Raw genomic sequence first — 24,165 nt, forward strand, 5'->3', positions numbered from 1 at the left:
AACTTAAAAACGAACAACCCATTTTGACGACTATTAAAGAGGACATTATGAAGAATCATTTAGGTCGACCTATCGTTGTACCACCAGATAAAAAAGCAGCTTTCAGCAAGCTAACTCGTATCCCAGAATATTCTTGGCCGGCGGTTATGTTGGCTGTATTTGTTGTAGGAGCGGTTATTGCTGTCGATGTTCTGGCGTTGTCAGGATATATCTTATTGCCGATTGCATGCATAGTTTTGTCATTTATTTATTATTGGTTTTTTAGTGTTATGCACGACAGTGTTCACAGAAGCATTAGCAAAGATAAAAAACTCAACGATTTAATCGGGCAGATTGTGACATCAATTTATGCGCCATATGCTTCGTTGGAGTTGTTTCGGTGGGCACACATGGAGCATCACCGTTTTACCAATGATGAAGCAGATGACCCTGATCATTACGTACATGGCGCTTGGTGGAGCTTACCTTTTCGATGGATGACGATAGATATTTATTATGTTTATCGTTTGATGATAAATGACAAGCCGCAGGCTAAGGGTGTCTTAAAGCAATCGCTACCATACATGGTAATAGGAATATTAATTGTTGTGGGTTTGATTGCTTCTGGCTATGGAGTTGAGTACTTTTGGCTGTGGTTTTTACCTTCTCGTTTGGCTTTCATCGGCATTGGTTTTTCCTTCTTCTGGTTACCTCATTCCCACTGGCCAAACAAAGACTATGAATTACGCCAATCGGAAAATTACACTATTGCGACAGCTGTAAGGTTAGGAAAAGAATGGATCTTGAATCCGTTGTTGCAATATCAAAATTATCATCTCATTCATCACTTATGGCCAACAACCCCATTTTATAACAATCAACGTGTATGGAAATTATTGGAGCCCGAATTGCGTTTACGTGATCTAGCTGTAGCAAATGACTTTCAGTTAGTGGCAGACATTGAGTTTTCAAAAAATGCGTCAGCAGAAAAAAGTACGACAGATACAAGAGGAGTTACTTCATGAACAAATGGCAATGTAGATTTTGTAGTCATATTTACGATGAAAGTTTAGGTGACCCGGAAAATGGAGTCGCTCCTGGAACTGCAATGGAAGATGTACCCGATGATTGGTTTTGTCCCGATTGTGGTGCTTTAAAAGAAGATTACGACTTAATTGAAGAGGACTAGTCGCTCAAGCGACTGTTCAACATTAAGTTGACAGTTTTATGAAAGCTCCACAATGACCTTAATTTAAATGTGTTCAATGTTTTTCAGAGTTGTCCATTTGTGGAGTTAATTGAGATTTAATTGCCAATGTCAGGCTATGAATTTCACTCGTAAATTAATTAATATAATTGCAATAGGTAGACGATCATGCATCCATCCATCCATGCCCAAAAGAACCCGACTAAACCAGCCTATATAATTGCTGACACTAATGAAACTGTGACTTACGGGGAATTGGATATAGCATCAAATCAAGGCGCACATTTATTCCGCTCGTTGGGACTTAACCCCGGAGACCATATAGCATTAATGATGGAGAACAACCGTCATTTTTTCTCAATCGTTTGGGCAGCCCAAAGGGCTGGAATTATCTTTACGGCGGTGAGTAGTCATCTTAAAGCTGAAGAGGTGGCATATATTGTAGATAATTGTGATGCAAAAGCATTCATCATTTCTGAAAAGATGCAAGCTGTTGGTAATGCCGTTTTATCTTGTCTTAGCAAAGAGCTACAAGGTTTCATGGTGAATGGACAAACAAATCTTTTTTCTTCGTGGGAGGAAGCTACTAAAGAACTTCCAACCACGCCAATAGCAAATGAGTGCGCTGGCGTCCATATGTTGTATTCCTCTGGCACTACAGGTCGTCCCAAGGGAATTTATCCCACTTGGGAGGATGGGCGTCCAATTACTCACATGGAACCAGGAATGATTCTGCTGCGGGACTTTTTCAAATTGAATGAAAATACCGTATATCTCTCTCCGGCACCGCTCTATCATGCAGCACCTCTTATTTATAACATGCTAGTGATGTTCCAAGGTGGAACGTCGATCATCATGGAGAAATTTGATGCAGAGTTGAATTTGCAATTGATCGAAAAGTATAAAGTGAACATAGGTCAATGGGTTCCTATTATGTTTATTCGTATGCTTAAATTGGCCGAATCGACGCGCACGAAGTACGACGTATCTTCACTAAAGTGTGCTATTCATGCTGCCGCTCCTTGCCCTCAGGAAATTAAACAAGCCATGATTGATTGGTGGGGGCCCATTCTGACCGAATACTATAGCTCAACAGAGAATGCCGGTGTAACGTTACTGAGCAGTGAACAGTGGCTTTCGCATCCCGGATCAGTAGGTAGTCCTTTAGGCTGCATAATTCATATACTTGATGAAGATGGGAACGAATTGCCTACTGGTGAAATAGGTGAAGTGTTTTTTGAAAATCCTCGCAGTAATTTCGAATACTATAAAGAACCGGATAAAACACGCGAAACTCGGAATGAAAAAGGTTGGATGACGGTAGGTGATGTAGGGAGATTGGACAGCGATGGATTCCTATATCTTACAGATAGAAAAAACTTCATGATTATTTCTGGTGGGGTCAATATTTATCCTCAAGAAGTAGAAAACCTACTTGTAACTCATGAACAAGTCGCTGACGTGGCTGTATTTGGTGTGCCTTGTGAAAATTTTGGGGAAAAAGTGTTTGCCGTTGTGCAAGCTAAAGTTGGTAGTACCCTAAATAAAAATGAAGAAGCAGCCTTATCAGATGAGCTGATTAGATGGTGTAAAAGTCAGCTGTCAGCGGTAAAAACGCCAAAAGAAATCGTCTTCACAGAAATGTTACCGCGACTAGATAATGGAAAATTATATAAGAAAAAATTGCGCGATGAGTATTTAAACAGGCAATAGAACGTCTTTTTAACCCATGAAGTTTTACTCAGATCATAAAGCTAAAATTATTAGGATTGAATAGTATATGGCGACAAAAACGTTATTAATAACAGGCGGTGCAGGTGGAATTGGAGGAGAATTAACTAAACTTTTCGCTCGTGATGGTTACCGGATTATCGTTGTTGACTTGCTTAAAGAGTCATTAGACAACTTAGGCGAAGAGTTAAAAAATAAATTTCCATTGGTTGAATATAGGCCTCTGCAAATGGATTTGTCTCAACAAAATGCTGCTGAAGCTGTTTTTAAATGGTGTAACGACGAAGGTCTAGAAGTTGATGTCTTGGTTAATAATGTAGGATTTGGGTTACTAGGTGAGCATGTAGAGCTTGATCTTGGGAGAATAGAAAAGATGTTAATAGTAAATAATATGCTATTAACTAAGTTAAGTCATATGTTTGGTAAGAATATGAAACTCAGGGGCCATGGAAGCATACTAAATGTAGCTTCGTTAGTTGCATTTTCACCATCGCCATTTTTCTCTGCTTATAGCGCAACCAAAGCTTTTACATTGGCCTTTAGCGTTAGTTTAGCAAGGGAATTAGGAGAGTATGGTGTCAACGTGAGCTGTCTGTGTCCTGGGACGACTAAAACTGCGTTTTTACAAACAGCGCAAGATGGGCATAAGTCGGCTTCAGGAATCACCAAATTTGTATCTGCTTTTATGTTAACACCTGACATAGTTGCAAAGGCTGGTTACGCTGGTCTACAAAAAAATAAAATGATTGTTGTCCCCAGTACATTTTTATCCATTCAGGCATTCTTTTTGCGTCATTTACCTATGCGTTTTATTTCTTGGTTTGTACACCAGAAAACTAAGTAAACAAATAGTAATGATTCAAACGAGCACAGAGTTAACCCTAGCGTTAGCTCTGTGATTTGAATATCGAATAGTTAACTGTTTCCTAAATATTCATAAAGCCGTTGGCGAATATGTTAGTGTAAATATCCGCCATTTCTTCAGCAGTATATCGTCCTTCAGGGTTTCTCCACAAATCCATACTATTGATCGTGCCTATCAGCATTAGCGCATAAAGATTATATTCTCTATCAGGTAGTTTAGGATTGGCTAACCTCAATATATTACCGGCTAGTTTTACGATTTCACGTTCTAACGCAATAACATCTGATTGCTGTTCTTCTGGTAAATACTTTACGTCCATCATGGCCGTTAAATGTCGAGCTCGAGCCTTAGCTGTTTTTTGTACGAACAAATTTACAAATTTACCAATCAAAGAAGCCGCATCGTAGTTACCGGTTACTAAACCATTTATTTCACTTATTACCTCTTCCATATGTTCTATTAGGATGGCGTAAAGAATATTTTCTTTTTTAGGAAAGTAATGATAGAGCATTGATTTTGAAGCGTCGCAGGCTTTGGCGATATCCATCATACGAGCGCTCGGATAACCCGAATCAGAAAATAATTGAGCCGCTTGATCCATGATAAGTTCGCGTTTAGTGTCGTAGCTATCCGATTTTACTCTCGGCATACAGCGTTACTCCTGTTTATGTATGTTTCTTACTCACGATTAATTGAAATTCGGGTTAGAATTTTTAATGCAGTTATATTGATTCGATGATATCACTAAACAATATTTGATCAACGTTAGCTACTCAAATGAGTATTGCAATTGAACGACTGGTCGGACTATTATGGACTTCAAATTTTTTGGAGTCTAGACTATTTTGGAAAATAAAACTGTTTATTGGGAAAACTTTATTGAGAATGAAGTTTTTGAATTTGGTGATTGCAAAGTCACTGAGAATGAAATTATCGACTTCGCTCAAAAGTATGATCCATTACCCCATCATATCGATCCTATTCATGCCCAAAAATCGCCTTTAGGGGTATTCTGTGCAAGTGGCCTTCATACTACCGCTATGGCCCATAAATTGATTTGCGATAACTTATTTTGTCGCAGTAAATTGGTGGCTGGTAGAGGCGTTGATAAAATAAATATGTACGCCCCGGTCGTTCCAAACGATAAGTTAAAGGTGAATTTATTTGTAAGAAAGACCTTTCCCCATCGTCTAAAGAAAGATCGAGGTTGGGTGTCGTTTAGTGTGGAGGTATATCGGGGGGAAGCTGAAATGGTTTTGAGCTTTGAAACAACTATCTTATTTTTAAAGAAGCCATCGTCTTGCTAAGTGACAGTCATGTCAAATAGGCCAATGACATAAATTAAGTAGCAGTGAATTTCGCTATTACAAACTGTTAACTTACTCGATTCTAAAGCCGTTTAATTAATTACAAAATTGTAAATATCATTTAACTTTAGAGTTGACCGCCGCGTCGGACTATTATAAAGTTGAAGGCTAAAGAATGACTTGAATTTAATATCAATGAAGAACATTTCATCTTCATTAGAAATAGCGCTAATGAAATTAATAGCTGCAAAATTTCTCAAAAATACTGAAAAGTTAAGGTAAATCTATATGACAACTGATGCTCTTATTTACGATGCTATTCGTACCCCTCGGGCCAAAGGTAAGGCGAATGAGGCCCTTGATGAGGTTAAGCCTGTTGAACTTGCTGCCGGAGTTTTGCGTTCGATAGAACAGCGTAATGACCTTAATGTTAGTAAAGTCGGTGACGTAATATTAGGGTGCACAGGACCTTTCGCTGAACAAGGCGGAGCCATAGGAAAAACAGCAGCAATGATGGCTGGTTGGCCAGATTCTGTTTCCGGTTTTCAACTGGACCGTTATTGTGGTTCTGGGTTAGAAGCTGTCAACCTAGCAGCTATGAAAGTTATTGCAGGTGTTGAGGATTTGGTCGTAGCTGGTGGCGTTGAGTCTATGTCACACGTTGCCATTGGCAGTGGTGGTAGTGCCTGGGTTTCTGATCCGCAGATTAATATTAAAACAAACTACCTCCCTCAAGGAATTGGCGCCGATTTAATTGCAACTCTTGATGGTTACAGCCGCGCAGATGTCGATAACTTCGCATTGCAATCGCAACAACGTGCATCCGCCGCGCAAAAAGCAGGTTATTTTAAAAGCGTGGTCCCCGTTCTGGATATGCATGGTCGCACAATTTTAAGTGAAGACAGTTTCATTAAGCCTGATACAACTTTAGAAGTTTTAGGCAAACTTAAACCTGCATTTGAAAAAATGGGGGACATGGGTTTCGACGCGATGGCCATGACTCGTTACCCTCAAGTTAGCAATATAAATCACGTGCATACCCCAGGGAATTCGTCGGGAATAGTGGACGGCGCTAGCGCAGTGCTAATTGGAAATGAAGCTGTTGGCAAGGAACTCGGGTTGAAAGCTCGAGGCCGTATTGTGGCTATGGCGAATGTTTCCACAGAACCAATGATAATGCTTACCGGCCCTGCTCCAGCTACTTTTAAAGTGTTAAAAAAGGCGGGGTTAACCATTGATGATATTGATTTATTTGAAGTAAATGAAGCCTTTGCTTCTGTAGTGATGCGTTTTATGAAAGAAACAGGTGTGCCTGCTGAAAAGGTAAATGTAAATGGTGGAGCTATTGCCATGGGCCATCCACTTGGTGCAACCGGTGGAATGCTAGTAGGTACCGTACTCGATGAACTTGAGCGCAGAAATAAGCGCTATGGATTGTGTACCTTGTGCATAGGCGCTGGCATGGGTGTTGCCACTATCATTGAACGAATCTCATAAGAATTTTGGAGTAAAAGAATATGTCGAATGTCAATTCAGGGTTTAAATATGAATTAGACGATAGTGGGTTCGCTATTGTTACTATGGATATGCCGGGTCAAACAGCGAATACCATGAATGATGATTACCTTATCTATATGGACGAAACCCTAAACGCCATAAAAAGCGATTTAACTAATATCAAAGGGATCATCATAACTTCCGCTAAAAAAACATTTTTTGCCGGTGGTGACATCAACACTATATTAAAGAGCAAAGAAGAAAAAAGTTGGGATAAAGCTTTCGAGTTAAATTTAAAACTCAAAAGTCAGCTAAACGACCTTGAAAAATTAGGCGTACCAGTAGTTGCTGCAATTAATGGTGCGGCTATGGGTGGTGGATTTGAGATTTGTTTGGCCTGTCATCACAGAGTCGCATTGAATGCTCCTTCTGTCACTGTTGGTTTTCCAGAAGTATCCTTAGGTCTATTACCTGCTGCTGGCGGTATTGTAAGGACCGTAAGAATGCTTGGTCTTCAATCATCTTTCCCTGCTTTGGTAGAAGGCAAGCGTTACTCGGCTAAAGCTGCTCTGGATTTGGGCCTAATAGATGAACTGGCAGAAACCTCAGAACAGATGATCGAACAAGCAAAAAAATGGATATTAGCCAATCCAGAAGCACAGCAACCTTGGTTTAAAAAGGGTTATAAAATACCTGGAGGAGATGCGTTCAAGCCACACAATGCAATGATGTTAGCTGCATCGCCGGCTATGTTGCGTAAAAAAACAAAAGGTTTGTTACCTGCTCCTGAAGCCATTATTGCAGTCATGTCTGAAAGTACAATGTGTGGATACGATTCCGCCATGATGGTTGAATCACGTTATTTTTCTGAATTATTACAAAGCCCAGAATCTACGTCCTTAATCAAAACACTCTATTTCCAAATGAACGAAATTGCCGCAGGAAAAAGCCGTCCCGCTCAATGTGAAAAAAATACTATCAAGAAAGTGGGTATTTTGGGAGCCGGGATGATGGGACGAGGAATCGCCTATGCTTCGGCACTATCGGGAATTGAGGTCGTGCTTAAAGATATCTCAGTCGAAAATGCCGAAAAAGGTAAGGAATATTCACAAAAGTTATTAGATAAACTGGTAGCAAAAGGGCGCAAAACTGAACAGCAAAAACAGCAGATTTTAGAGAGGATTTTACCTACTGCTGACAATCAAGATTTGAGTGATTGTGATCTCATTATTGAGGCGGTTTTTGAAAATCTAGATCTGAAAATCCAGTTAACCAAAGATATTGAGCCTTTCCTAAAACCTGGCTGTATTTGGGGGTCTAATACATCAACACTACCGATAAGTTTACTTGCAGAAGGCTTCAGTGATCCGTCTAGGTTTATAGGTGTTCACTTCTTCTCACCAGTAGATAAGATGAATTTAGTGGAAATTATTTCAGGTAAGCAAAGCAGTGAAGAAACTTTAGCTTATGTATACGATTACGTTACCCAAATTCGCAAAACGCCTATAGTCGTTAATGATGGTCGAGGTTTTTATACATCTAGGGTGTTTGGCTGTTTCGTTGATGAAGGTTTGCATATGCTAACCGAAGGGGTAAATCCAGCGGTCCTTGAAAATATTTCTAAACAAGTAGGTATGCCAGTAGGTCCATTATCGGTAATGGATGAAGTCGAAATAGAACTAATGCGTAAAGTGGGTGTGACCAATCAAGAGTTGGATCTTAAATTGGGTGACAACTTTTATGATACCCACTCCAAATTGCAATCATGTGCAATAGAGATGTGTGAGTTGGGACGTTCTGGAAGAGCCTGCGGTAAAGGTTGGTACGACTATCATGAAGATGGTAGTAAAACACTTTGGACAGAACTTAAAGATAAGTTCGGTGGCGACTCTGAGATGCCATTAGATGACATTAAGGACAGAATCATGTTCCGTCAGGTTGTGGAAACCTTAGGTTGCATTGATCGCGGTGTACTAATGTCATCCCGTGATGCCAATATCGGGTCGATTTTTGGTTGGGGATTCCCAGCTCATACTGGTGGGGTAATTCAGTTTATTGATTGGTTTGGCGGGAAAGAGAGTTTCGAAAAACGGCGCTTAGATCTAGAAGCCAAATATGGTTCTAGATTCTCATTAGACGACTCGCTAGATAATATTCTCGCAAAATCTGTAGCTTAATTATTGTGTTGCTAAGTTGACTAATGCTGGCTGTTGTCACGCATTGGTCAACAAACAATATTTTTATCGAAACAACTACTGATGAGTAAAAAATGGGTGAATCAAGCGAAAAAACCACTCCTGCTGTAATAATCGAAAAGCAGGGGGGGGTTGGTACCATTATCTTAAATCGTCCTGAAAAGAGAAATGCTCTCGACTTGACGATGCGAAAAGCTATTGCTGAGGCAGTAAAAGAACTGAATGAAGATAACAGCATATTGTGTTTGTTAGTAACCGGTGGAGATGACGTTTTTGCAGCCGGCGCGGATTTAAATATGCTGGTTTCCAAGGGGGCTCAAGAAGTAGCTGAGCTTAATTTAGGACAATATTGGGAACCATTAGTTAACTGCCCCAAACCGGTAATTTCCGCAGTAAGTGGCTATGCTCTTGGTGCCGGGTGTGAACTAGTTATGATGTCAGATATTGTTATCGCTGATCAAAGTGCTCGCTTCGGTCAGCCTGAAGCGAATGTAGGCATTATGCCCGGTGCTGGTGGTACTCAACGGTTAATTCGAGCTGTAGGTAAGCCTATCGCCAGTATGATGCTTTTGTGCGGTGAAATTTTAGATGCACAAAGAGCCCTTCAAGCAGGACTTGTTAGTGATGTTGTTGCTAATGGAGAGACCATTCATCGAGCTCAAAAATTGGCTAAACGGATCACCAAAATGCCACCTAAAGCGATGTTAGCTATCAAACGTACCTTGGCAATTGGTGCTGATATAGATCTCGGTGCTGCGATTGCAATTGAGAATAGAGAATTTCTTTTACTCTTTGATACAAAAGATAAAACAGAGGGTATGACTGCTTTTCTAGAAAAGCGTAAACCCGAATATAGCGGAAAATAATCGAATTCTTAGGACGTGAAATGGTAAACGAAAAGAAGCAAGTTGTTGGTGTTATTGGTGCTGGGACTATGGGGCGCGGCATTGTTCAGTTGTTTGCTCAAAATGGTCATCAAGTGCACCTTTACGATAGTGCGCAGGAAGCTGTCTTAAGTGCAATGTCTTCAATATTGCAAATGATTGATAAATTAGCCAACAAAGGGCGAATAGAACAAAGCACAGCAACCATTGCAAAAAACAATCTGAATCATGCAGAGCATATCAAAGACCTCGCCGTTTGCGATATTGTTATTGAAGCTATAGTTGAAAACATTGATATAAAGCGCAGCGTATTTCAACAATTAGAAGAAGTTGTTAGTGCAAACTGTATATTAGCCAGCAATACATCGTCATTATTAATTGCTGATATATCAGCTGCCTGTACTTTACCTAATCGTGTAGTAGGAATGCACTTCTTCAATCCAGTCCCGCTAATGAAACTAGTTGAAATCATATCGTCGGTGCGTACATCAGAAAATACCCTGATAACAGCTCAAAATTTGATAAATAGTGTTGGTCATGTTGCCGTTCTTGCAAAAGACCAACCCGGTTTCCTAGTCAATCATGCTGGGCGAGGACTATATACGGAAGGACTGCGCATCCTTGAAGAGCAAGTAGCCTCAGTGGCGGATATTGATCAAGTATTACGAGAAGCTTGCGGTTTTAAAATGGGCCCGTTTGAGTTGCTTGATCTTACTGGTCTAGATGTTTCTGGTAAGGTAATGGAATCCATCTACCAACAATTCCAACAAGAAGCTATGTTTCGTCCATCTACTCTAGTTCCTCCGAGAATTGCCGCTAATTTGCTTGGGCGTAAAACTGGTGAAGGTTGGTATCAATATGAAGATGGCAAAAAGGTCGAAGATAAACTATCTAGTCTGCCTGTTCTTTCAGAGTCGTTAAGCATTTGGATTGACCCCGATGCGGATGAATACGCCGATTTGAGAGATCTTTTCAGCGAAGCTGGAATCTCGGTTGTAACTGAAGCTAAGCAGGATAGTATTCTGGTCATTCAACCTTGGGGAAAGGATGTTAGTCAGGTCTGTGAAGACAAAGGGCTTGACGCTACTCGGGTGGTAGCGATAGATCCGTTATTTAAGGAGTCGAAACGCCGCACTATTATGTCGACTATGATTGTGCAGCCAGAATACATAGCAAATATTCATGCATCCTTAGTAAGAAGTGGTCACAGTGTAACAGTTATAAAGGACAGTCCCGGGTTCATTAGCCAAAGAGTGCTAGCTGTAATTATTAATATAGCTTCAAATATTGCACAGCGAGGCGTTGCTAGTGTTACTGACATTGATATCGCCGTTAAATTTGGTTTAGGTTACCCCCATGGCCCCTTAAGCTGGGGAGATAAAGTCGGAACCCAAAATATCGTCAAAATTCTAGATGGTTTATTTGAGGTAACGAGAGATCCGCGCTATCGAACTAGTATGTGGTTGCGCCGCAGAGCACAATTAAACGTATCGTTACTGACGGAAGATTAGAGGACCTTGTGGTTTCGCTAAGGAGATTTTGTGAAAGAACTAGATAGCATTAAATCAGCATTGTTTATGCCCGCTACTAAAAGTGATTTTGTGGCTAAAGCCCATAAAACTGGAGCTGATGCGATAATTCTTGACCTTGAGGATAGTATTGCAGTAGACCAAAAGATATCCGCGCGTGAATGTATCCAAGGGGCAAGCGCAGAGATAGCCAATCAAGGGTTAGTGGTGATGGTACGAATCAACTCTGAATGGCGGCTTGCTGTACGTGATTTAGAAACGAGTATCGGTAAAAATGTGCAATGCATAATCGTCCCCAAAGCAAGTAGCGAAGAGCACATAAAGATTATAGACGAGATAGTCACCGAATTAGAAATGGAAAAGGGGTTAACAATTGGCTCAACAAAATTATTAGCCTTTATTGAATCACCTTCAGCGCTAGATAAAGCGCACTCTATCGCAGCTGCTTCAGCAAGGTTGGTGGGGTTAAGCCTCGGCACTGAAGATTTTTCTACCGTGGTTGGCGCGAAACCAAATAGAGCTACTTTATATGCCCCATGCCAACAGATTATATTTGCAGCATATAGCGCCGGCATTCGAGCTTTCGGTTTCCCTGACTCGATTGCAAATTTTGCCGATGTTGAAGGGTTTAGAGAAACCATAAAACTATCTCGTGATATGGGGTTTCGCGGTGCTTGTTGCATTCATCCAACACAAGTGAAAATTATAAATCAAGAGTTTTCCCCTAGCGCTGAAGAAATACAAGATGCTGTTGCTATAGTCTCCAATTTTGAGAATGCGCAAAAAAATGGCTCTGCCGCGATAGCGTACAAAGGACAAATGATTGATGCCCCCGTCTATGCTCGCGCTAAAAGACTGCTGGAAACTATTAACAGTTAAATGTATTTTCGCGGTCTTCCTTCCATTATTTTGTTTGTCGATAACAAAGCCTTGCGTGTTCCTCTTTTTGTCTAATGTGGTCATGTTAATTTGGCTGAAAATACCCACCTAAGTTTCGTTGCGAAACTAATTAAGGTGTGTTAAATTTATTATAGACCGGCGAGACGGACTATAATAAGTGTTTGGTAGCTATTAAAGTCCTATCGATATGTATAGCTGAAGAGGTAAGTAATGTCAGAATCAACAGGAAAAGTTTGTATTGTTATTGGTGCTAGTCACGCTGGTGCTCAATTAGCAGAGAGCGTCAGAAAGCATGGCTGGGAAGGTGAAGTTTTGGTTATCGGAAATGAGGCTTTTTTGCCTTATCACCGTCCACCTCTTTCCAAGGATTTTCTCGCTGGTCAAAAAAGCGTAGATAATATTTTGCTGAAATCTGCAGCTGCGTACGAAAAACTCAATATTAAATTTAGGCTGAATACTTGGGTTACTAAAATTGACCAGCAAAACAAAACATTGTCACTCGATAGTGGCGAAACCATAGCATTTGACAAACTGGCTTTAACATTAGGAGCGCGGGTTAGAAAAGTACCTATTAACGGATCTGAAAAGGCTGGCGTTTTTTATTTGCGCACCATCGACGATATAGAAAATATTCGTCCGTACGCACTAGCGGGTAAAAAAGCCGTTATTGTTGGCGGCGGATATATTGGTCTTGAGACAGCTTCGGCTCTGCGTAAGATGGGCATGGAAGTGACAGTGATTGAAATGATGTCGCGCATATTACAAAGGGTTACCGGCGAGCAAATTTCTGATTTTTACAGTCGTATACATACCGAGGAAGGCGTCAAAATTGTTACAGATACGGCAATCAATCAGATCGAAGGTGATAAAGCCGTCACTGCTGTGCGAAGTCAAGATGGCCAGTTATTTCCTGCGGATTTAGTGATTATAGGGGCTGGTATTCTTCCTAATCTTGAATTAGCTGCGGAGGCAGGACTTAACGTTGAGCAGGGCGGCATAGTCGTCGATGAATTTGCGACCACATCTAATCCGGATATCGTTGCTGCCGGTGACTGTACATGGCATTTTAATCCAACCTATGAGCGCTGGTTACGATTGGAGTCGGTGCAAAATGCTACTGGACAGGCACGTGTTGCAGGCGCTGCAATCTGTGGTCAAAAACTTACCTACAATGAAATTCCCTGGTTCTGGTCAGATCAATATAACTTAAAATTGCAAATAGCTGGACTATCTCAAGGCTTCGACAATATTGTAATCAGAGGCGATATCGCTAAAGGCCGACAATTTGCAGCTTTTTATTTTGAAGGGGATAAATTTATCGCCGTTGATGCTGTAAATATGCCGGTAGCATTTATGGTTGGAAAACGTCTTTTGCTTTCAAAAAAAGCCGTTGATAAATCAAAGCTAGCAGATGAAACCGTGGATTTGAAAAGTTTAATGTAGGCCGTTTGTGGCTATATAGATAACTGAAGAACAAGAACTGATTGATGTTGGACTATGAGGAGTAAACGGCACATGCGTGAGTCGATGGAATATGATGTCGTAATCGTTGGAGCTGGACCTTCTGGGTTAGCAACTGCATGTCGATTGATGCAACTGGCACAGCAAAGCAATCATGCTCTCTCCGTTTGTGTTGTAGAAAAAGGCTCGGAAGTCGGCGCGCATATTCTCTCCGGCGCTATTATTGAAAGTAAAGCGCTAGATGAATTGTTTCCGGATTGGAAAGAACGTGGAGCGCCGTTAAACTTAAAAGCTGAAGAAGACCAAGTCTATTTACTAAAAGATAGCGATTCTGCGCTGAAAATACCTAATTGCCTGATCCCCAAAACGATGCACAATCGTAATAAAGGAAGCGGAAAAAGCGGTAATTATCTGGTCAGTTTGGGAGAAGTTTGCCGCTGGCTAGCAGAGCAAGCTGAACAACTAGGTGTTGATATTTTCCCGGGGTTCCCAGCTGCTGAAATTCTGTATCATGAAGACAATAGTGTCAAAGGTGTCGCCACCCAGGACATGGGGGTAGACCATAAAGGCCAAGCAAAAAGTAGTTACACTGAGGGGATGGAGTTGCATGGGAAATATACCGTATTTTCTGAAGGGTGCCGCGGCCATCTTGGCAAGCAACTAATTCACAAATTCGATTTAGATGCTAATTCAGATCCGCAACATTATGGGTTAGGACTTAAAGAGTTATGGGATATTGATCCTAAACTTCATCAACCTGGTTTGGTTATACATGGCTCAGGATGGCCTCTGGACGAAGGTAATAGTGGCGGATTCTTTTTATATCATACAGACAATTGTCAGCTAGTGGTTGGTCTGATAGTAGATTTAAATTACAGCAACCCTTATTTAAGTCCTTTTCAAGAATTTCAACGACTTAAACAGCACCCGAAACTAAAGCAATATTTGGTTGGCGGAACTCGTGTCTCTTACGGAGCTCGGGCTATTGCTAAAGGCGGATTTAATTCACTTCCTAAAATGACCTTTCCTGGTGGCATTATTACTGGTTGTAACGCTGGAACCTTAAACTTTGCCAAAATCAAAGGCACCCATACAGCAATGAAGTCGGGTATGTTGGCGGCTGAAAGTATTTTTACTGCATTAAATGAAAATGCAAAAGACGATAATCAGCTCCATAGTTTTGAAGAAGCCTTTAGGAAATCATGGTTGTTTAAAGAGTTATACAGTGCTCGTAACTTCGGACCGTCAATGCATAAGTTTGGTGCATACTTGGGAGGGGCATTTAATTTTATTGACCAGAATATTTTCGCTGGAAAACTACCTTTTACTTTGCACGATAGAAAGCCAGACTATGCACAATTACTACCAGCAAAATCTAGTCAAAAAATTACTTACCCTAAAGCAGACGGCGTAGTTAGTTTTGATATTCTCAGTTCTGTATTTCTATCGAATACAAATCATGAAGAGGATCAACCTTGTCATTTAACCTTACAAGATGAATCAATTCCAATTAATCACAATCTCCCAATTTACGCTGAACCTGCTCAGCGATATTGCCCAGCTGGTGTGTATGAGGTGATAGGCACGGAGCAAGCAGCCAAATTGCAAGTTAATGGACAAAACTGCTTGCACTGTAAAACTTGTGACATCAAGGACCCTGCTCAAAATATCACGTGGATAACGCCTGAAGGGAGCGGGGGACCTAATTATCCCAATATGTAAATCGATATTTGCCAACAATAAATACAAAGGTTTAACTCTATGAAAGTACTGGTAGCGGTAAAACGTGTAATTGACTATAACGTCAAAGCACGTGTCAAAAATGACAATAGTGGCGTGGATTTAAGTAACGTTAAAATGTCAATTAATCCCTTTTGTGAAATTGCTGTTGAAGAAGCAATACGTCTCAAAGAAAAGGGAATTGCAACTGAAGTCGTAGTCGTTTCGATTGGCGACAAAAGTTGTCAAGAACAAATTCGCACGGCACTCGCGCTAGGCGCAGACCGAGGTATACAAATAGAGGCTGACAGCCAATTGGATTCCCTCAACGTCGCTAAGTTGCTAAACAAGTTGATAGACAAAGAGCAGCCAAGTCTGACTATTTTAGGTAAACAGGCGATTGATTCTGATAATAATCAAACTGGCCAGATGTTGGCTGCCTTAGCTGGTCTGCCTCAGGGTACCTTTGCCTCAGAAGTTAGTATCGAAGGTAATGAACTATTGTTAACTCGTGAAATTGATGGTGGATTGCAAAAATTAGCGCTTACCTTGCCCGCCATAGTTACCACCGATTTGCGTTTAAATGAGCCACGTTATGCTTCACTACCAAACATAATGAAAGCCAAACGTAAACCACTTGAGGTGATTCAAGCGAATGACTTTGGTCTCGATCTAACATCAAAAGTAAGCATACTAAAAGTTGAAACTCCACCCCAACGAGCGGGCGGAATATTGGTTGCGGACGTTGCAGAATTAGTCGAAAAATTAAAAAATGAAGCAAAGGTAATCTCATGAGCGTATTAATTGTAGCGGAACATGACAATAAGCAGTTAAAAACTGAAACAATGAAATTAGTCTCGGCAGCGGTAAGCTTAGGGGACGAAATCCACCTGCTAGTCGCTGGTCTAGACTGCTCGATGGTTGCAAAACGAGCAAGTGAAATACAAGGTGTGACTAAGGTTTTAATCGCTGACAATCCAGTCTATCAGCACCAACTAGCCGAAAATTTAGCGAATTTGATTGTAGAACTCAGTAGTAATTACAAACATATATTGGCTGCTACTAGTTCAACTGGTAAAAACGTTATGCCAAGAGTTGCAGCTTTAATCGATGTTGCGCAAATTTCCGATGTTATACGAATTGAATCTTCTGATACCTTTGTTAGGCCAATATATGCAGGAAATGCAATTGCAACGGTACAATCTAACGATTCGGTTAAGATATTGACTATTCGTACCTCCGCATTTGAGGGCGCTCAACAAAGTAATAGTGTGGAAGTTGAAAGTATTTCAAGTATTCATGCAAACAGTTTGTCTCGTTTCGTTGCAGATGAAATTAGTGTTTCTGAGCGACCTGATTTAGGAACCGCTGCAGTAGTCATTTCCGGTGGGCGCGGAATGCAAAATGGCGAAAACTTCACATTGTTAGAAGGAATTGCAGACAAACTAGGGGCGGCCATAGGCGCTTCTAGAGCTGCTGTAGATGCTGGTTTCGTACCGAATGATATGCAAGTTGGGCAAACTGGAAAGGTTGTCGCCCCAGATTTGTATATTGCCGTTGGCATTTCAGGCGCTATCCAGCATTTAGCTGGAATGAAAGACTCGAAATTCATAGTTGCAATCAATAAAGATCCTGAAGCTCCAATATTTCAAATTGCAGACTATGGTTTAGTTGGCGATTTATTTGAAGTATTGCCAGAACTGCAAGCAAAAATATAACCAATAGAAATTATCAGTGTGCTCTTAAAAGCGCGATTACAACGAGTGTAAGTTAAAAAAAGCGAGTGAGATATGTCTACAGCAAATGAAATAGAAAAACCAAATTATGAACCTTATCATTTTAAAAGTCATGCACGGACTATTACGGAAACTGATATCGTCAACTTTGTTAACCTAGTTGGCTTACATGAGCCTTATTTTATTGATATGGAGTTTATAAACGACAATATGGAAGGTGCTAATAAGTCACGATTTGCACCAGGGCCATTATTAATCTCCCTTGGGATGGGCTTAGTTTCTACCCAAATGATGGCAATAGTTGATCGAGTATTAGGTGATCACCCGGTAGGTAAGTTTGCTGGTATGACTAATGTTGATGCTCAAATAAAGGGCTCAGTATTTGTCGGAGATACTATTCATGTAGAAGGGGAAGGAGTCATTAAAGCCGTCACACGTAGTGGATTTACTGTCGTAAACCTATTGCATAAAGTGATGAACCAGCGTGATGATTTAGTTCTTGAATTCACTGAAACAGTATTATTCAGGGCACCGTGAATAGGAAGAAGTTTTAACTGTTTTAAACGCTTAATGGCGTTGACATTAGCAGACATTCGTTTCAATATGAAACTTACTTTGTGATCAAGAGAATAGCATGATGAACGACCGTATTTTGATTTTCGATACTACTTTACGAGATGGTGAGCAAGCCTTGTTGGCAAGTTTAACCAATAAAGAAAAATTGCAAATAGCATTTGCTCTCGAACGACTTGGTGTTGATATTATCGAAGCAGGGTTCCCGGTATCCTCACCGGGTGATTTTAAATCGGTTCAAGAAATTGCTCGTAACATCAAAAATGCAACTGTATGTGGATTGGCTCGTTCTTTATATGAAGATATAGACGCTTGTGGCGAGTCGCTAAAAGTCGCTGAACATTTTCGTATTCATACGTTTATTGCCACTTCAGACATTCATGTAAATGCCAAACTTAAAAAAACGCAACAAGATGTATTGGATATGGCCGTCAAAGCAGTAAAGCGTGCTCGCCGATATACAGATGATGTTGAGTTTTCTTGCGAAGATGCTGGGCGAACAGATATTGATTACTTATGTCGAATGGTTGAATCTGCAATTACTGCTGGGGCCACTACAATAAATATACCTGATACAGTTGGCTATACTATTCCAAGTGAATTTGGAGGCATTATCCAAACACTTTTTAATCGCGTTCCTAATATCGATAAAGCGGTAATCTCAGTCCATTGTCATAATGATTTGGGGCTTGCGGTGGCTAATTCCTTATCTGCAGTTCAACAAGGTGCCCGCCAAATAGAATGCACAATAAATGGTTTAGGCGAAAGAGCGGGAAACTGTTCACTTGAAGAAGTCGCAATGATTCTGCAAACAAGACAGTCTTTGTTAAATTTTGAAACCGGTATCAACAGCAATGAAATCTATCGAACTTCGAAATTAATTAGTCAATTATGCAATATGCCCGTGCAAGGAAATAAAGCAATTGTTGGTGCAAACGCGTTTAGTCATTCTTCAGGTATTCATCAAGATGGTGTTTTGAAATCTAAAGATACCTATGAAATTATGACGCCAGAAAGTGTTGGTATTAGTAAAAATCATTTGAATATGACCTCTCGTTCAGGCCGTCATGTTATTCAACATAGAATGAAGGAACTGGGGTACATGCCAAACGATTACGATTTGGAAGTACTCTATTCTAACTTTTTGGCTTTAGCAGACAAAAAAGGTCAGGTGTTTGATTATGACTTAGAAGCATTGGTGTTTTTTGATCAACAAAAACATCAACAAGCATATTATTCATTGGTGTATTTGCAAGCTAACTCAGGAGCAAACATCATTCCTACTGCAACGATTCAAGTGGAAGTGGGTGATACATTAAAAACTGCAACAGAAGTAGGTAATGGACCGGTAAACGCTGCGTTCAATGCGATAATTTCAGCTACAGGGATTGATGGGCTTGAGGTGGTTGATTTCAAACTAGATTCAAAGGGAGAAGGGTCTGATGCCTTGGCTCAGGTTAGTGTTGTAGTTGAATATAACCAAAGGCGATTTAATGGTATAGGCTTGGCTACAGATATTGTTGAGGCTGGCGTAAAAGCGTTAATCTATGTGCTGAATAATACACATATGGCGGATCAAATAGATCAACATAAACAACTAAATAGTATCAAAGTCGTTAATATTGACAAAAAGGTTTAGTCTGACAAGTTGTTCTTCTAACTAGGAAGAAAAATAATGAAGGGATGAAGCGCTATGTTCTTTGCTTTATCTAGCCATGACTTATTTGGGTATTCTACAAAGAGGCCATCTGTCGGTTTATTTTTTGTAAATGGGTAATCAGAGAATAAATAATTCTAGTCTACAAAGCGCTAATCAATGTGCTAAATTAATACGGAAACCTCAACTAAAATAGTAACCAGAGAGACATAGATGGCGACAAAACGGGAAAATAGTGTTAGCGGCAAAAAAGTAATTCTAGACGTATCAACCAAATTGTTTGCAAGGTTAGGCTTCGAGGGGGTGTCAATGCGTCAGATTGCTAAAGAGTCAAATTTTACACTGCCAACAATTTATCATCACTTCGGAAATAAAGATGAGCTGTATAAAGCCGTTGAAACAGAAATGTATGGTAAATATTCTACTCTCTTAATGGATGTTGCTCATGAGGACATTGAGCCTGAAGTCAAATTGCGTAAATTCATCGCGAGCCTCATTGATCTATTTGAAAACAACTCTGATTTTTTAAGGCTGTCACAACGCAACTTAATGGAAGACGGCGAAAAAAACCATGAGTTTCTAGTTAACATTGCACTCCAAAAAGTTCATCTTGTTTTACGCGATTTACTCAATGAATATAAAGAGGGCTGTGGTGACGGTATTGGACCTATAGTTTTATTTTCGTTAGTCCTCGGCTTTTTCACTATGAGCCCCGTTTCAAAGTTTCTTACAGGTTATCAATACGCTGAAATAACTCCCTCAGAAAAACGCTCAATGCTGACTGAAGCGGTAATCAATGCGATAAAAGTGACCTAGCTATTATTATTTAACAAAAACTATTCCGCGCCTTAAAACTCTTTTTAATATGAACTTTGGAACACCTCCACAGTTTAGCTTTTTTATAAACTGCAATTAATAAAATTATCAATCTTAATTGTGACCATCATTACTTAAATGCTAAAAAATTGTTAAATATTGTCATTTTACATTGATTTGTATATCGAACGTTATATAATAAAAATCATTGAAATATTTTTAAATATTAGTAACCGATTTAGAGGGTTAAAATGTTCGATTTTACTAGTTATAACAATACTAATTTGGAAGGCAAAACGTTTGACGTGATAGTTGCTGGTGCGGGTCACAACGGACTAACTTCGGCAGCCTACTTGGCTAAAAAAGGTCTTAAAGTTTTAGTTTTAGAAGCTCATGACACGCCTGGAGGAATGACGGCAACTAATCCGATGACACCAGAGGCGCCTGAACACATTATCAATGAAGCATCAATACATGCTTCATTATTTAGACTCTCTCCTATTGATGATGAATTAGAGTTATCGACCAAGTTTGGTTTACGTCAAAGACAAATCGATCCTTGTCACATTCAGTTGGCTTCTCCTACTGAAAATGAATCTTTTGCAATGTGGAATGATCCACTAAAAACAGCAGAAGAGATTAAATACTTTTCCCCTAAAGATGCAAAAACTTGGTTAGAAATGTCTGAAGTAATCGATGCGGCGTTTAAGATTGCAATGCCAATGATGTTAACAAGTCCTGTAAAACCTAGCTTTTCCGCTATCATGAAAGCTGCTGGACAGACACTTAAACACTTCAAACATTTAAAACCAATTATTAACATGGTCAGCAATTCACATGCAGGTTTAGTTGAAGAGCTTTTTGAAGCTGACATAGTGCGTGCTGCTTGTTTAACGCCTTTGCCTTTTATGGATTTTAAAGTCGATACTTCAGGTTTTGCTGTAGTTTATTTAGCAGCTCTACAAAGTAAAGGGATCTCAATGTTTGAAGGGGGAACTGGTGCTTTTCCCCGTGCGCTAATACGCTGCCTTAAATATTATGGAGGAGAAATCAAAACCGGGGCGCCAATCGCTGAGATGATTGCTAGGGATGGTGCGATAAAAGGTGTGAGACTACAAAATGGTGATGAAATATTTGCTAGCAAGGGGGTAATCACGGCATTTAGTCCCAAAATGGTGCTTAATCACATGCTACCAGAAGGGCTTTTATCTGATAAATTACAGACTCGAGCTAAGCGCATTCCAACAAATCAACGCGGTTTGGGAGACTATAAACTTAATATAGCTCTAAAAGGACAAATATCGCCAACCCGTCATATTAATTGGCGTAAACAACGTGGGTGGAGTGAAGACATGCGTTTACCAACACTACAGTGGCAGACGTATCAACAAGCATTAGATGCATATGATGCTTGTATTCAAGGTGAAGTACCTGAACAAATAGGTGGTTTATCACAAATTACTACAGCATTTGACCCCAGCATGGCACCTAAAGGATGTGATACTTATTGGTTTTGGTCGGGGTTGATACCATCCCAACCAAAAGCTGACTGGGATTCAGTGCGAGATGAGATCACTAACAAAACAGTTGCCGATGCAGCTATCATATATGAAGGTATTGAAGATTTGGAAATAGCACGACGGCCTTTAGCTCCACCAGATATCGAGAAGCGCTTTTTTGCCATTGATGGCAGTGTTTATCATGTTGAGCCGTATTTGACTAGATTTGGGCCTGGACGTCCAATGTCAGGGATGGCTGATTACAAAACACCAATACCTGGGTTATATTTAAGTGGTTCGGGAACACATCCTAGTGCAGGGATTTCGGGTATGCCAGGACGCAACGCTGCTTTGGCATTTATTAAAAACGAGAAGTAACTAAAATTAATTAATCATTTATGGTTATAACACGAGATTGGAAGTGTTATAACCTGATTTTCCAAACGAATATCGTGTTTAGGTGTGTGGTATTTATCAGTAGTAAGTAAAGCCAATCTCACCTTGTGTTAATGTCATTTTAGTAATGAGCAAACCTGTCTATTTAAATAGTTAGGGGCAATGATAGATGCCTTTCCCGCATCTGGATAACGATGTAACCGAGGGCATTTCTCTATCAATTTAAATTTTCGCATCGATCGTCGTACTTTATAACGGCCTACTACATAACGTTGATGATTAACTTCTATCATCATTCTTCGACAGCCGTAAGTGGCGTCCATCTAATTATGAACATACTTTCCCGTAACCTCTAAGCGAATCTCGGCCGATTTAATTCGCTTTGGTTTAGCATGAAAATAAAACGAGCTGTGAGGTACATTTAAGCATCGACAGATATGCTGTACATTAAATCCAGCCTTCTTCAATTCTAGCGCGTCTTGCGCCCTTTGTTGATTTCTATTGTGATTATGGCCAAAGGTTTTTTTAAAAGGTTATTATCACTTTCCAACTGTTTAACTTGTTTTTCTAACTCTCGAATTCGTTTTTGCTCATTAGTGATAGCTGACGCTTTAGGTGTAATCCCTTTTTGTTCTTCGCGATACTGATGCACCCATTTCTGCAAGGTGGAATACCCCACTCCCATAGCTTCGGCAGCTTGTTGTGAACAACTCAACACATTCTGGTTTACATTCGGCTGTGTATTTCTTCATTTTTATCTCGTTGGTTTTAGATATCATACCTCCAACGACGTATTTTGATAATTAGAGCATTACAGTTTTACGCGAGACTTAGGGACATAAAACATTAAATAGTTTTATGTTGGCAACTGAGTTGTTTGAATTTAAAGAAGAGTAAACAGCAAAGGGTGGTGTGAGAGTGGTTTATAAGTTGAGTCAAGCCACTAAAATTAGTCATGTTCAAAAAGCTGAATTGGAGTAATGGGCTTTTTGTATTAGTTAATTTTGGTCACAATCTGGTCACAGAATTTTTTAGTTAGTGAGCACTACAATTAAAAGGCCTTTAAAAATGGCGCACCCGGCGAGATTCGAACTCACGACCTCTGCCTCCGGAGGGCAGCGCTCTATCCAGCTGAGCTACGGGTGCGCTGGAAGCAGGCGTGATCTTAATGAAAACCTAGGAATTTTCCACTGTTATTTTCAATTATCCTTAATCCTAGGCATTTTTTGCGGAATTATCGGGCTGAGGTTGATTTTTAATCTATAAAAATAATAGTGATTACCAACTAACTTAGATAAAAACTTCTGGTTAGATTCGGTTATCGACATCTTGTGAATACGATGGAAATTTAGGCCTCATTTTTTTAAATTAATTTTTGTTTTTGTTCTTTCTATTTTAAATATCCTAACAATCAAACGCGGTACAGAAAAATTCCAAAGTAGTATAAAGCTTGTCTTCGTCGGATTCAGATTTTACAGACAGGGCAATGCCGCGCATGAGGGTCATTAAAACATCGGCTAGTTCTTCAGGGTTTTCGGATTCCAATTTTTGTAAACGGATTTTTATATTTGTTTGTATTTCTATTTGCTGTTTAGCGATTTCTTCTAGCAAAATTTTATTTCGACAAAAGAGGTTTCCTTGCAGAATTAAACAGCCGGATCTATGATTGTCGTTTAGGTAAAATTCTAAACTCATTTCAAGGCAATTCCTGAACATTTCACTGGGGCTTTCTGATTCTTTTAGGGTCTGTTCAAGTTTTCCTAAAAACTGATTTTTATACAGTGCTAAGGCGCGTAGAAAAAGTGACTCTTTATTTCCATAGGTAGCATAAATAGAAGTAGCGGTTGCATTTAATGTTGAGCACAATTCGGCTACTGATACATTTTCAAATCCGTACCTTTGAAAGAGTGTTAGGGCTCTTTTTAGGCCTTCGTTGGTATCTAGTTTTCTCGGCCTGCCTCGTGTCGAGGAACTATTTGTATCATTCATTACATAAATTAGCTAATTGCTAGGAATATTAATTGTATTAAACGCTACAAAAAGCTATTTTACAAGGCTTTCGAGATAAATAGGGAGGGTTTTTTATAAATGTCGTACAAGCAAGTGACGGGGTGTTAGGGGATTTAATGTAATCATCACTACAATAATCTATAAGGTTTTAAAATCGATTATTGTAGTGATTGATATAAAAATTGATAAGGCGCTTTTTCGGTG

At 39.9% G+C, this 24,165-nt stretch carries 20 protein-coding genes, 1 tRNA gene and 1 pseudogene; 18 read left to right on the forward strand and 4 right to left on the reverse strand.

Annotated features, from left to right (window positions below; translation table 11 throughout):
* Positions 1-47 precede the first annotated feature (47 nt).
* From VUI23_RS01140 to VUI23_RS01155, 4 genes are all read left to right on the forward strand, one after another.
* Positions 48-1,004 carry a fatty acid desaturase gene (locus tag VUI23_RS01140; protein WP_342806359.1) on the forward strand — a complete coding sequence of 319 codons (957 nt, stop codon included), beginning with the start codon at positions 48-50 and terminating at the stop codon, positions 1,002-1,004.
* Positions 1,001-1,168 (forward strand): rubredoxin, encoded by a 168-nt coding sequence (locus VUI23_RS01145; RefSeq protein WP_342806361.1) that lies wholly within the window; start codon positions 1,001-1,003, stop codon positions 1,166-1,168. Before VUI23_RS01140 ends, VUI23_RS01145 begins: the two co-directional genes overlap by 4 nt.
* A 186-nt stretch (positions 1,169-1,354) precedes the next feature.
* The gene (locus VUI23_RS01150) at positions 1,355-2,899 is read left to right on the forward strand and encodes an acyl-CoA synthetase (RefSeq protein ID WP_342806363.1); all 1,545 of its coding nucleotides are present in this window, start codon (positions 1,355-1,357) and stop codon (positions 2,897-2,899) included.
* Positions 2,900-2,966: 67 nt separating this feature from the next.
* Entirely contained in the window at positions 2,967-3,761 is a 795-nt protein-coding gene (locus VUI23_RS01155; protein WP_342806365.1) for an SDR family NAD(P)-dependent oxidoreductase, read from the forward strand.
* Between the two features lie 82 nt (positions 3,762-3,843).
* Here VUI23_RS01155 and VUI23_RS01160 read toward each other — a convergent pair whose 3' ends face one another.
* Positions 3,844-4,431: a TetR/AcrR family transcriptional regulator gene (locus VUI23_RS01160; RefSeq protein WP_342806367.1), complete on the reverse strand. Its 588-nt coding sequence runs from the start codon at positions 4,429-4,431 to the stop codon at positions 3,844-3,846.
* Positions 4,432-4,627: 196 nt separating this feature from the next.
* Here VUI23_RS01160 and VUI23_RS01165 point away from each other — a divergent pair, with 196 nt between their 5' ends.
* The 14 genes from VUI23_RS01165 (at position 4,628) to VUI23_RS01230 (ending at position 21,933) form a co-directional block, all read left to right on the forward strand.
* A complete protein-coding gene (locus VUI23_RS01165; RefSeq protein ID WP_342806369.1) occupies positions 4,628-5,089 on the forward strand; it encodes a MaoC/PaaZ C-terminal domain-containing protein in 462 nt (153 codons plus the stop codon).
* A gap of 288 nt (positions 5,090-5,377) precedes the next feature.
* Complete coding sequence (locus VUI23_RS01170; protein WP_342806371.1) at positions 5,378-6,586, forward strand: acetyl-CoA C-acetyltransferase; 1,209 nt, start codon at positions 5,378-5,380, stop codon at positions 6,584-6,586.
* 20 nt (positions 6,587-6,606) lie between these two features.
* Positions 6,607-8,763 (forward strand): 3-hydroxyacyl-CoA dehydrogenase NAD-binding domain-containing protein, encoded by a 2,157-nt coding sequence (locus VUI23_RS01175; RefSeq protein ID WP_342806373.1) that lies wholly within the window; start codon positions 6,607-6,609, stop codon positions 8,761-8,763.
* 92 nt (positions 8,764-8,855) lie between these two features.
* Positions 8,856-9,647: an enoyl-CoA hydratase-related protein gene (locus VUI23_RS01180; RefSeq protein WP_342806375.1), complete on the forward strand. Its 792-nt coding sequence runs from the start codon at positions 8,856-8,858 to the stop codon at positions 9,645-9,647.
* A 20-nt stretch (positions 9,648-9,667) separates the two neighbouring features.
* A complete protein-coding gene (locus VUI23_RS01185; RefSeq protein WP_342806377.1) occupies positions 9,668-11,176 on the forward strand; it encodes a 3-hydroxyacyl-CoA dehydrogenase in 1,509 nt (502 codons plus the stop codon).
* Between the two features lie 30 nt (positions 11,177-11,206).
* The gene (locus VUI23_RS01190) at positions 11,207-12,073 is read left to right on the forward strand and encodes a CoA ester lyase (protein WP_342806379.1); all 867 of its coding nucleotides are present in this window, start codon (positions 11,207-11,209) and stop codon (positions 12,071-12,073) included.
* 231 nt (positions 12,074-12,304) lie between these two features.
* A complete protein-coding gene (locus VUI23_RS01195) occupies positions 12,305-13,537 on the forward strand; it encodes an FAD/NAD(P)-binding oxidoreductase (RefSeq protein ID WP_342806381.1) in 1,233 nt (410 codons plus the stop codon).
* Positions 13,538-13,621: 84 nt separating this feature from the next.
* The gene (locus VUI23_RS01200) at positions 13,622-15,277 is read left to right on the forward strand and encodes an electron transfer flavoprotein-ubiquinone oxidoreductase (protein WP_342808220.1); all 1,656 of its coding nucleotides are present in this window, start codon (positions 13,622-13,624) and stop codon (positions 15,275-15,277) included.
* Between the two features lie 39 nt (positions 15,278-15,316).
* Positions 15,317-16,069: an electron transfer flavoprotein subunit beta/FixA family protein gene (locus VUI23_RS01205; protein ID WP_342806383.1), complete on the forward strand. Its 753-nt coding sequence runs from the start codon at positions 15,317-15,319 to the stop codon at positions 16,067-16,069.
* On the forward strand, positions 16,066-16,992 hold the full coding sequence (locus VUI23_RS01210; RefSeq protein ID WP_342806385.1) for an FAD-binding protein: 927 nt from the start codon (positions 16,066-16,068) through the stop codon (positions 16,990-16,992). The genes VUI23_RS01205 and VUI23_RS01210 overlap by 4 nt, the downstream gene beginning before the upstream one ends.
* A gap of 72 nt (positions 16,993-17,064) precedes the next feature.
* The gene (locus tag VUI23_RS01215; RefSeq protein ID WP_342806387.1) at positions 17,065-17,547 is read left to right on the forward strand and encodes a hypothetical protein; all 483 of its coding nucleotides are present in this window, start codon (positions 17,065-17,067) and stop codon (positions 17,545-17,547) included.
* 100 nt (positions 17,548-17,647) lie between these two features.
* Positions 17,648-19,222 (forward strand): 2-isopropylmalate synthase, encoded by a 1,575-nt coding sequence (gene leuA / locus VUI23_RS01220; RefSeq protein ID WP_342808222.1) that lies wholly within the window; start codon positions 17,648-17,650, stop codon positions 19,220-19,222.
* 231 nt (positions 19,223-19,453) lie between these two features.
* On the forward strand, positions 19,454-20,056 hold the full coding sequence (locus VUI23_RS01225; protein WP_342806389.1) for a TetR/AcrR family transcriptional regulator: 603 nt from the start codon (positions 19,454-19,456) through the stop codon (positions 20,054-20,056).
* A gap of 251 nt (positions 20,057-20,307) precedes the next feature.
* Complete coding sequence (locus VUI23_RS01230; RefSeq protein WP_342806391.1) at positions 20,308-21,933, forward strand: NAD(P)/FAD-dependent oxidoreductase; 1,626 nt, start codon at positions 20,308-20,310, stop codon at positions 21,931-21,933.
* A 538-nt stretch (positions 21,934-22,471) separates the two neighbouring features.
* Here VUI23_RS01230 and VUI23_RS01235 read toward each other — a convergent pair.
* From VUI23_RS01235 to VUI23_RS01245, 3 genes and pseudogenes are all read right to left on the reverse strand, one after another.
* Positions 22,472-22,654 (reverse strand): annotated as a pseudogene (locus tag VUI23_RS01235) (transposase); the annotation flags it as partial.
* Positions 22,655-23,020: 366 nt separating this feature from the next.
* Positions 23,021-23,097 (reverse strand) — tRNA-Arg (locus VUI23_RS01240).
* Between the two features lie 258 nt (positions 23,098-23,355).
* Positions 23,356-23,940, reverse strand: a complete 585-nt coding sequence (locus VUI23_RS01245) for a TetR/AcrR family transcriptional regulator (RefSeq protein WP_342806393.1) — start codon at positions 23,938-23,940, stop codon at positions 23,356-23,358.
* Between the last annotated feature and the right edge of the window lie 225 nt (positions 23,941-24,165).

Origin of the sequence: Alteromonas sp. M12 (assembly GCF_037478005.1) — a bacterium.
GTDB lineage: Bacteria > Pseudomonadota > Gammaproteobacteria > Enterobacterales > Alteromonadaceae > Aliiglaciecola > Aliiglaciecola lipolytica_A.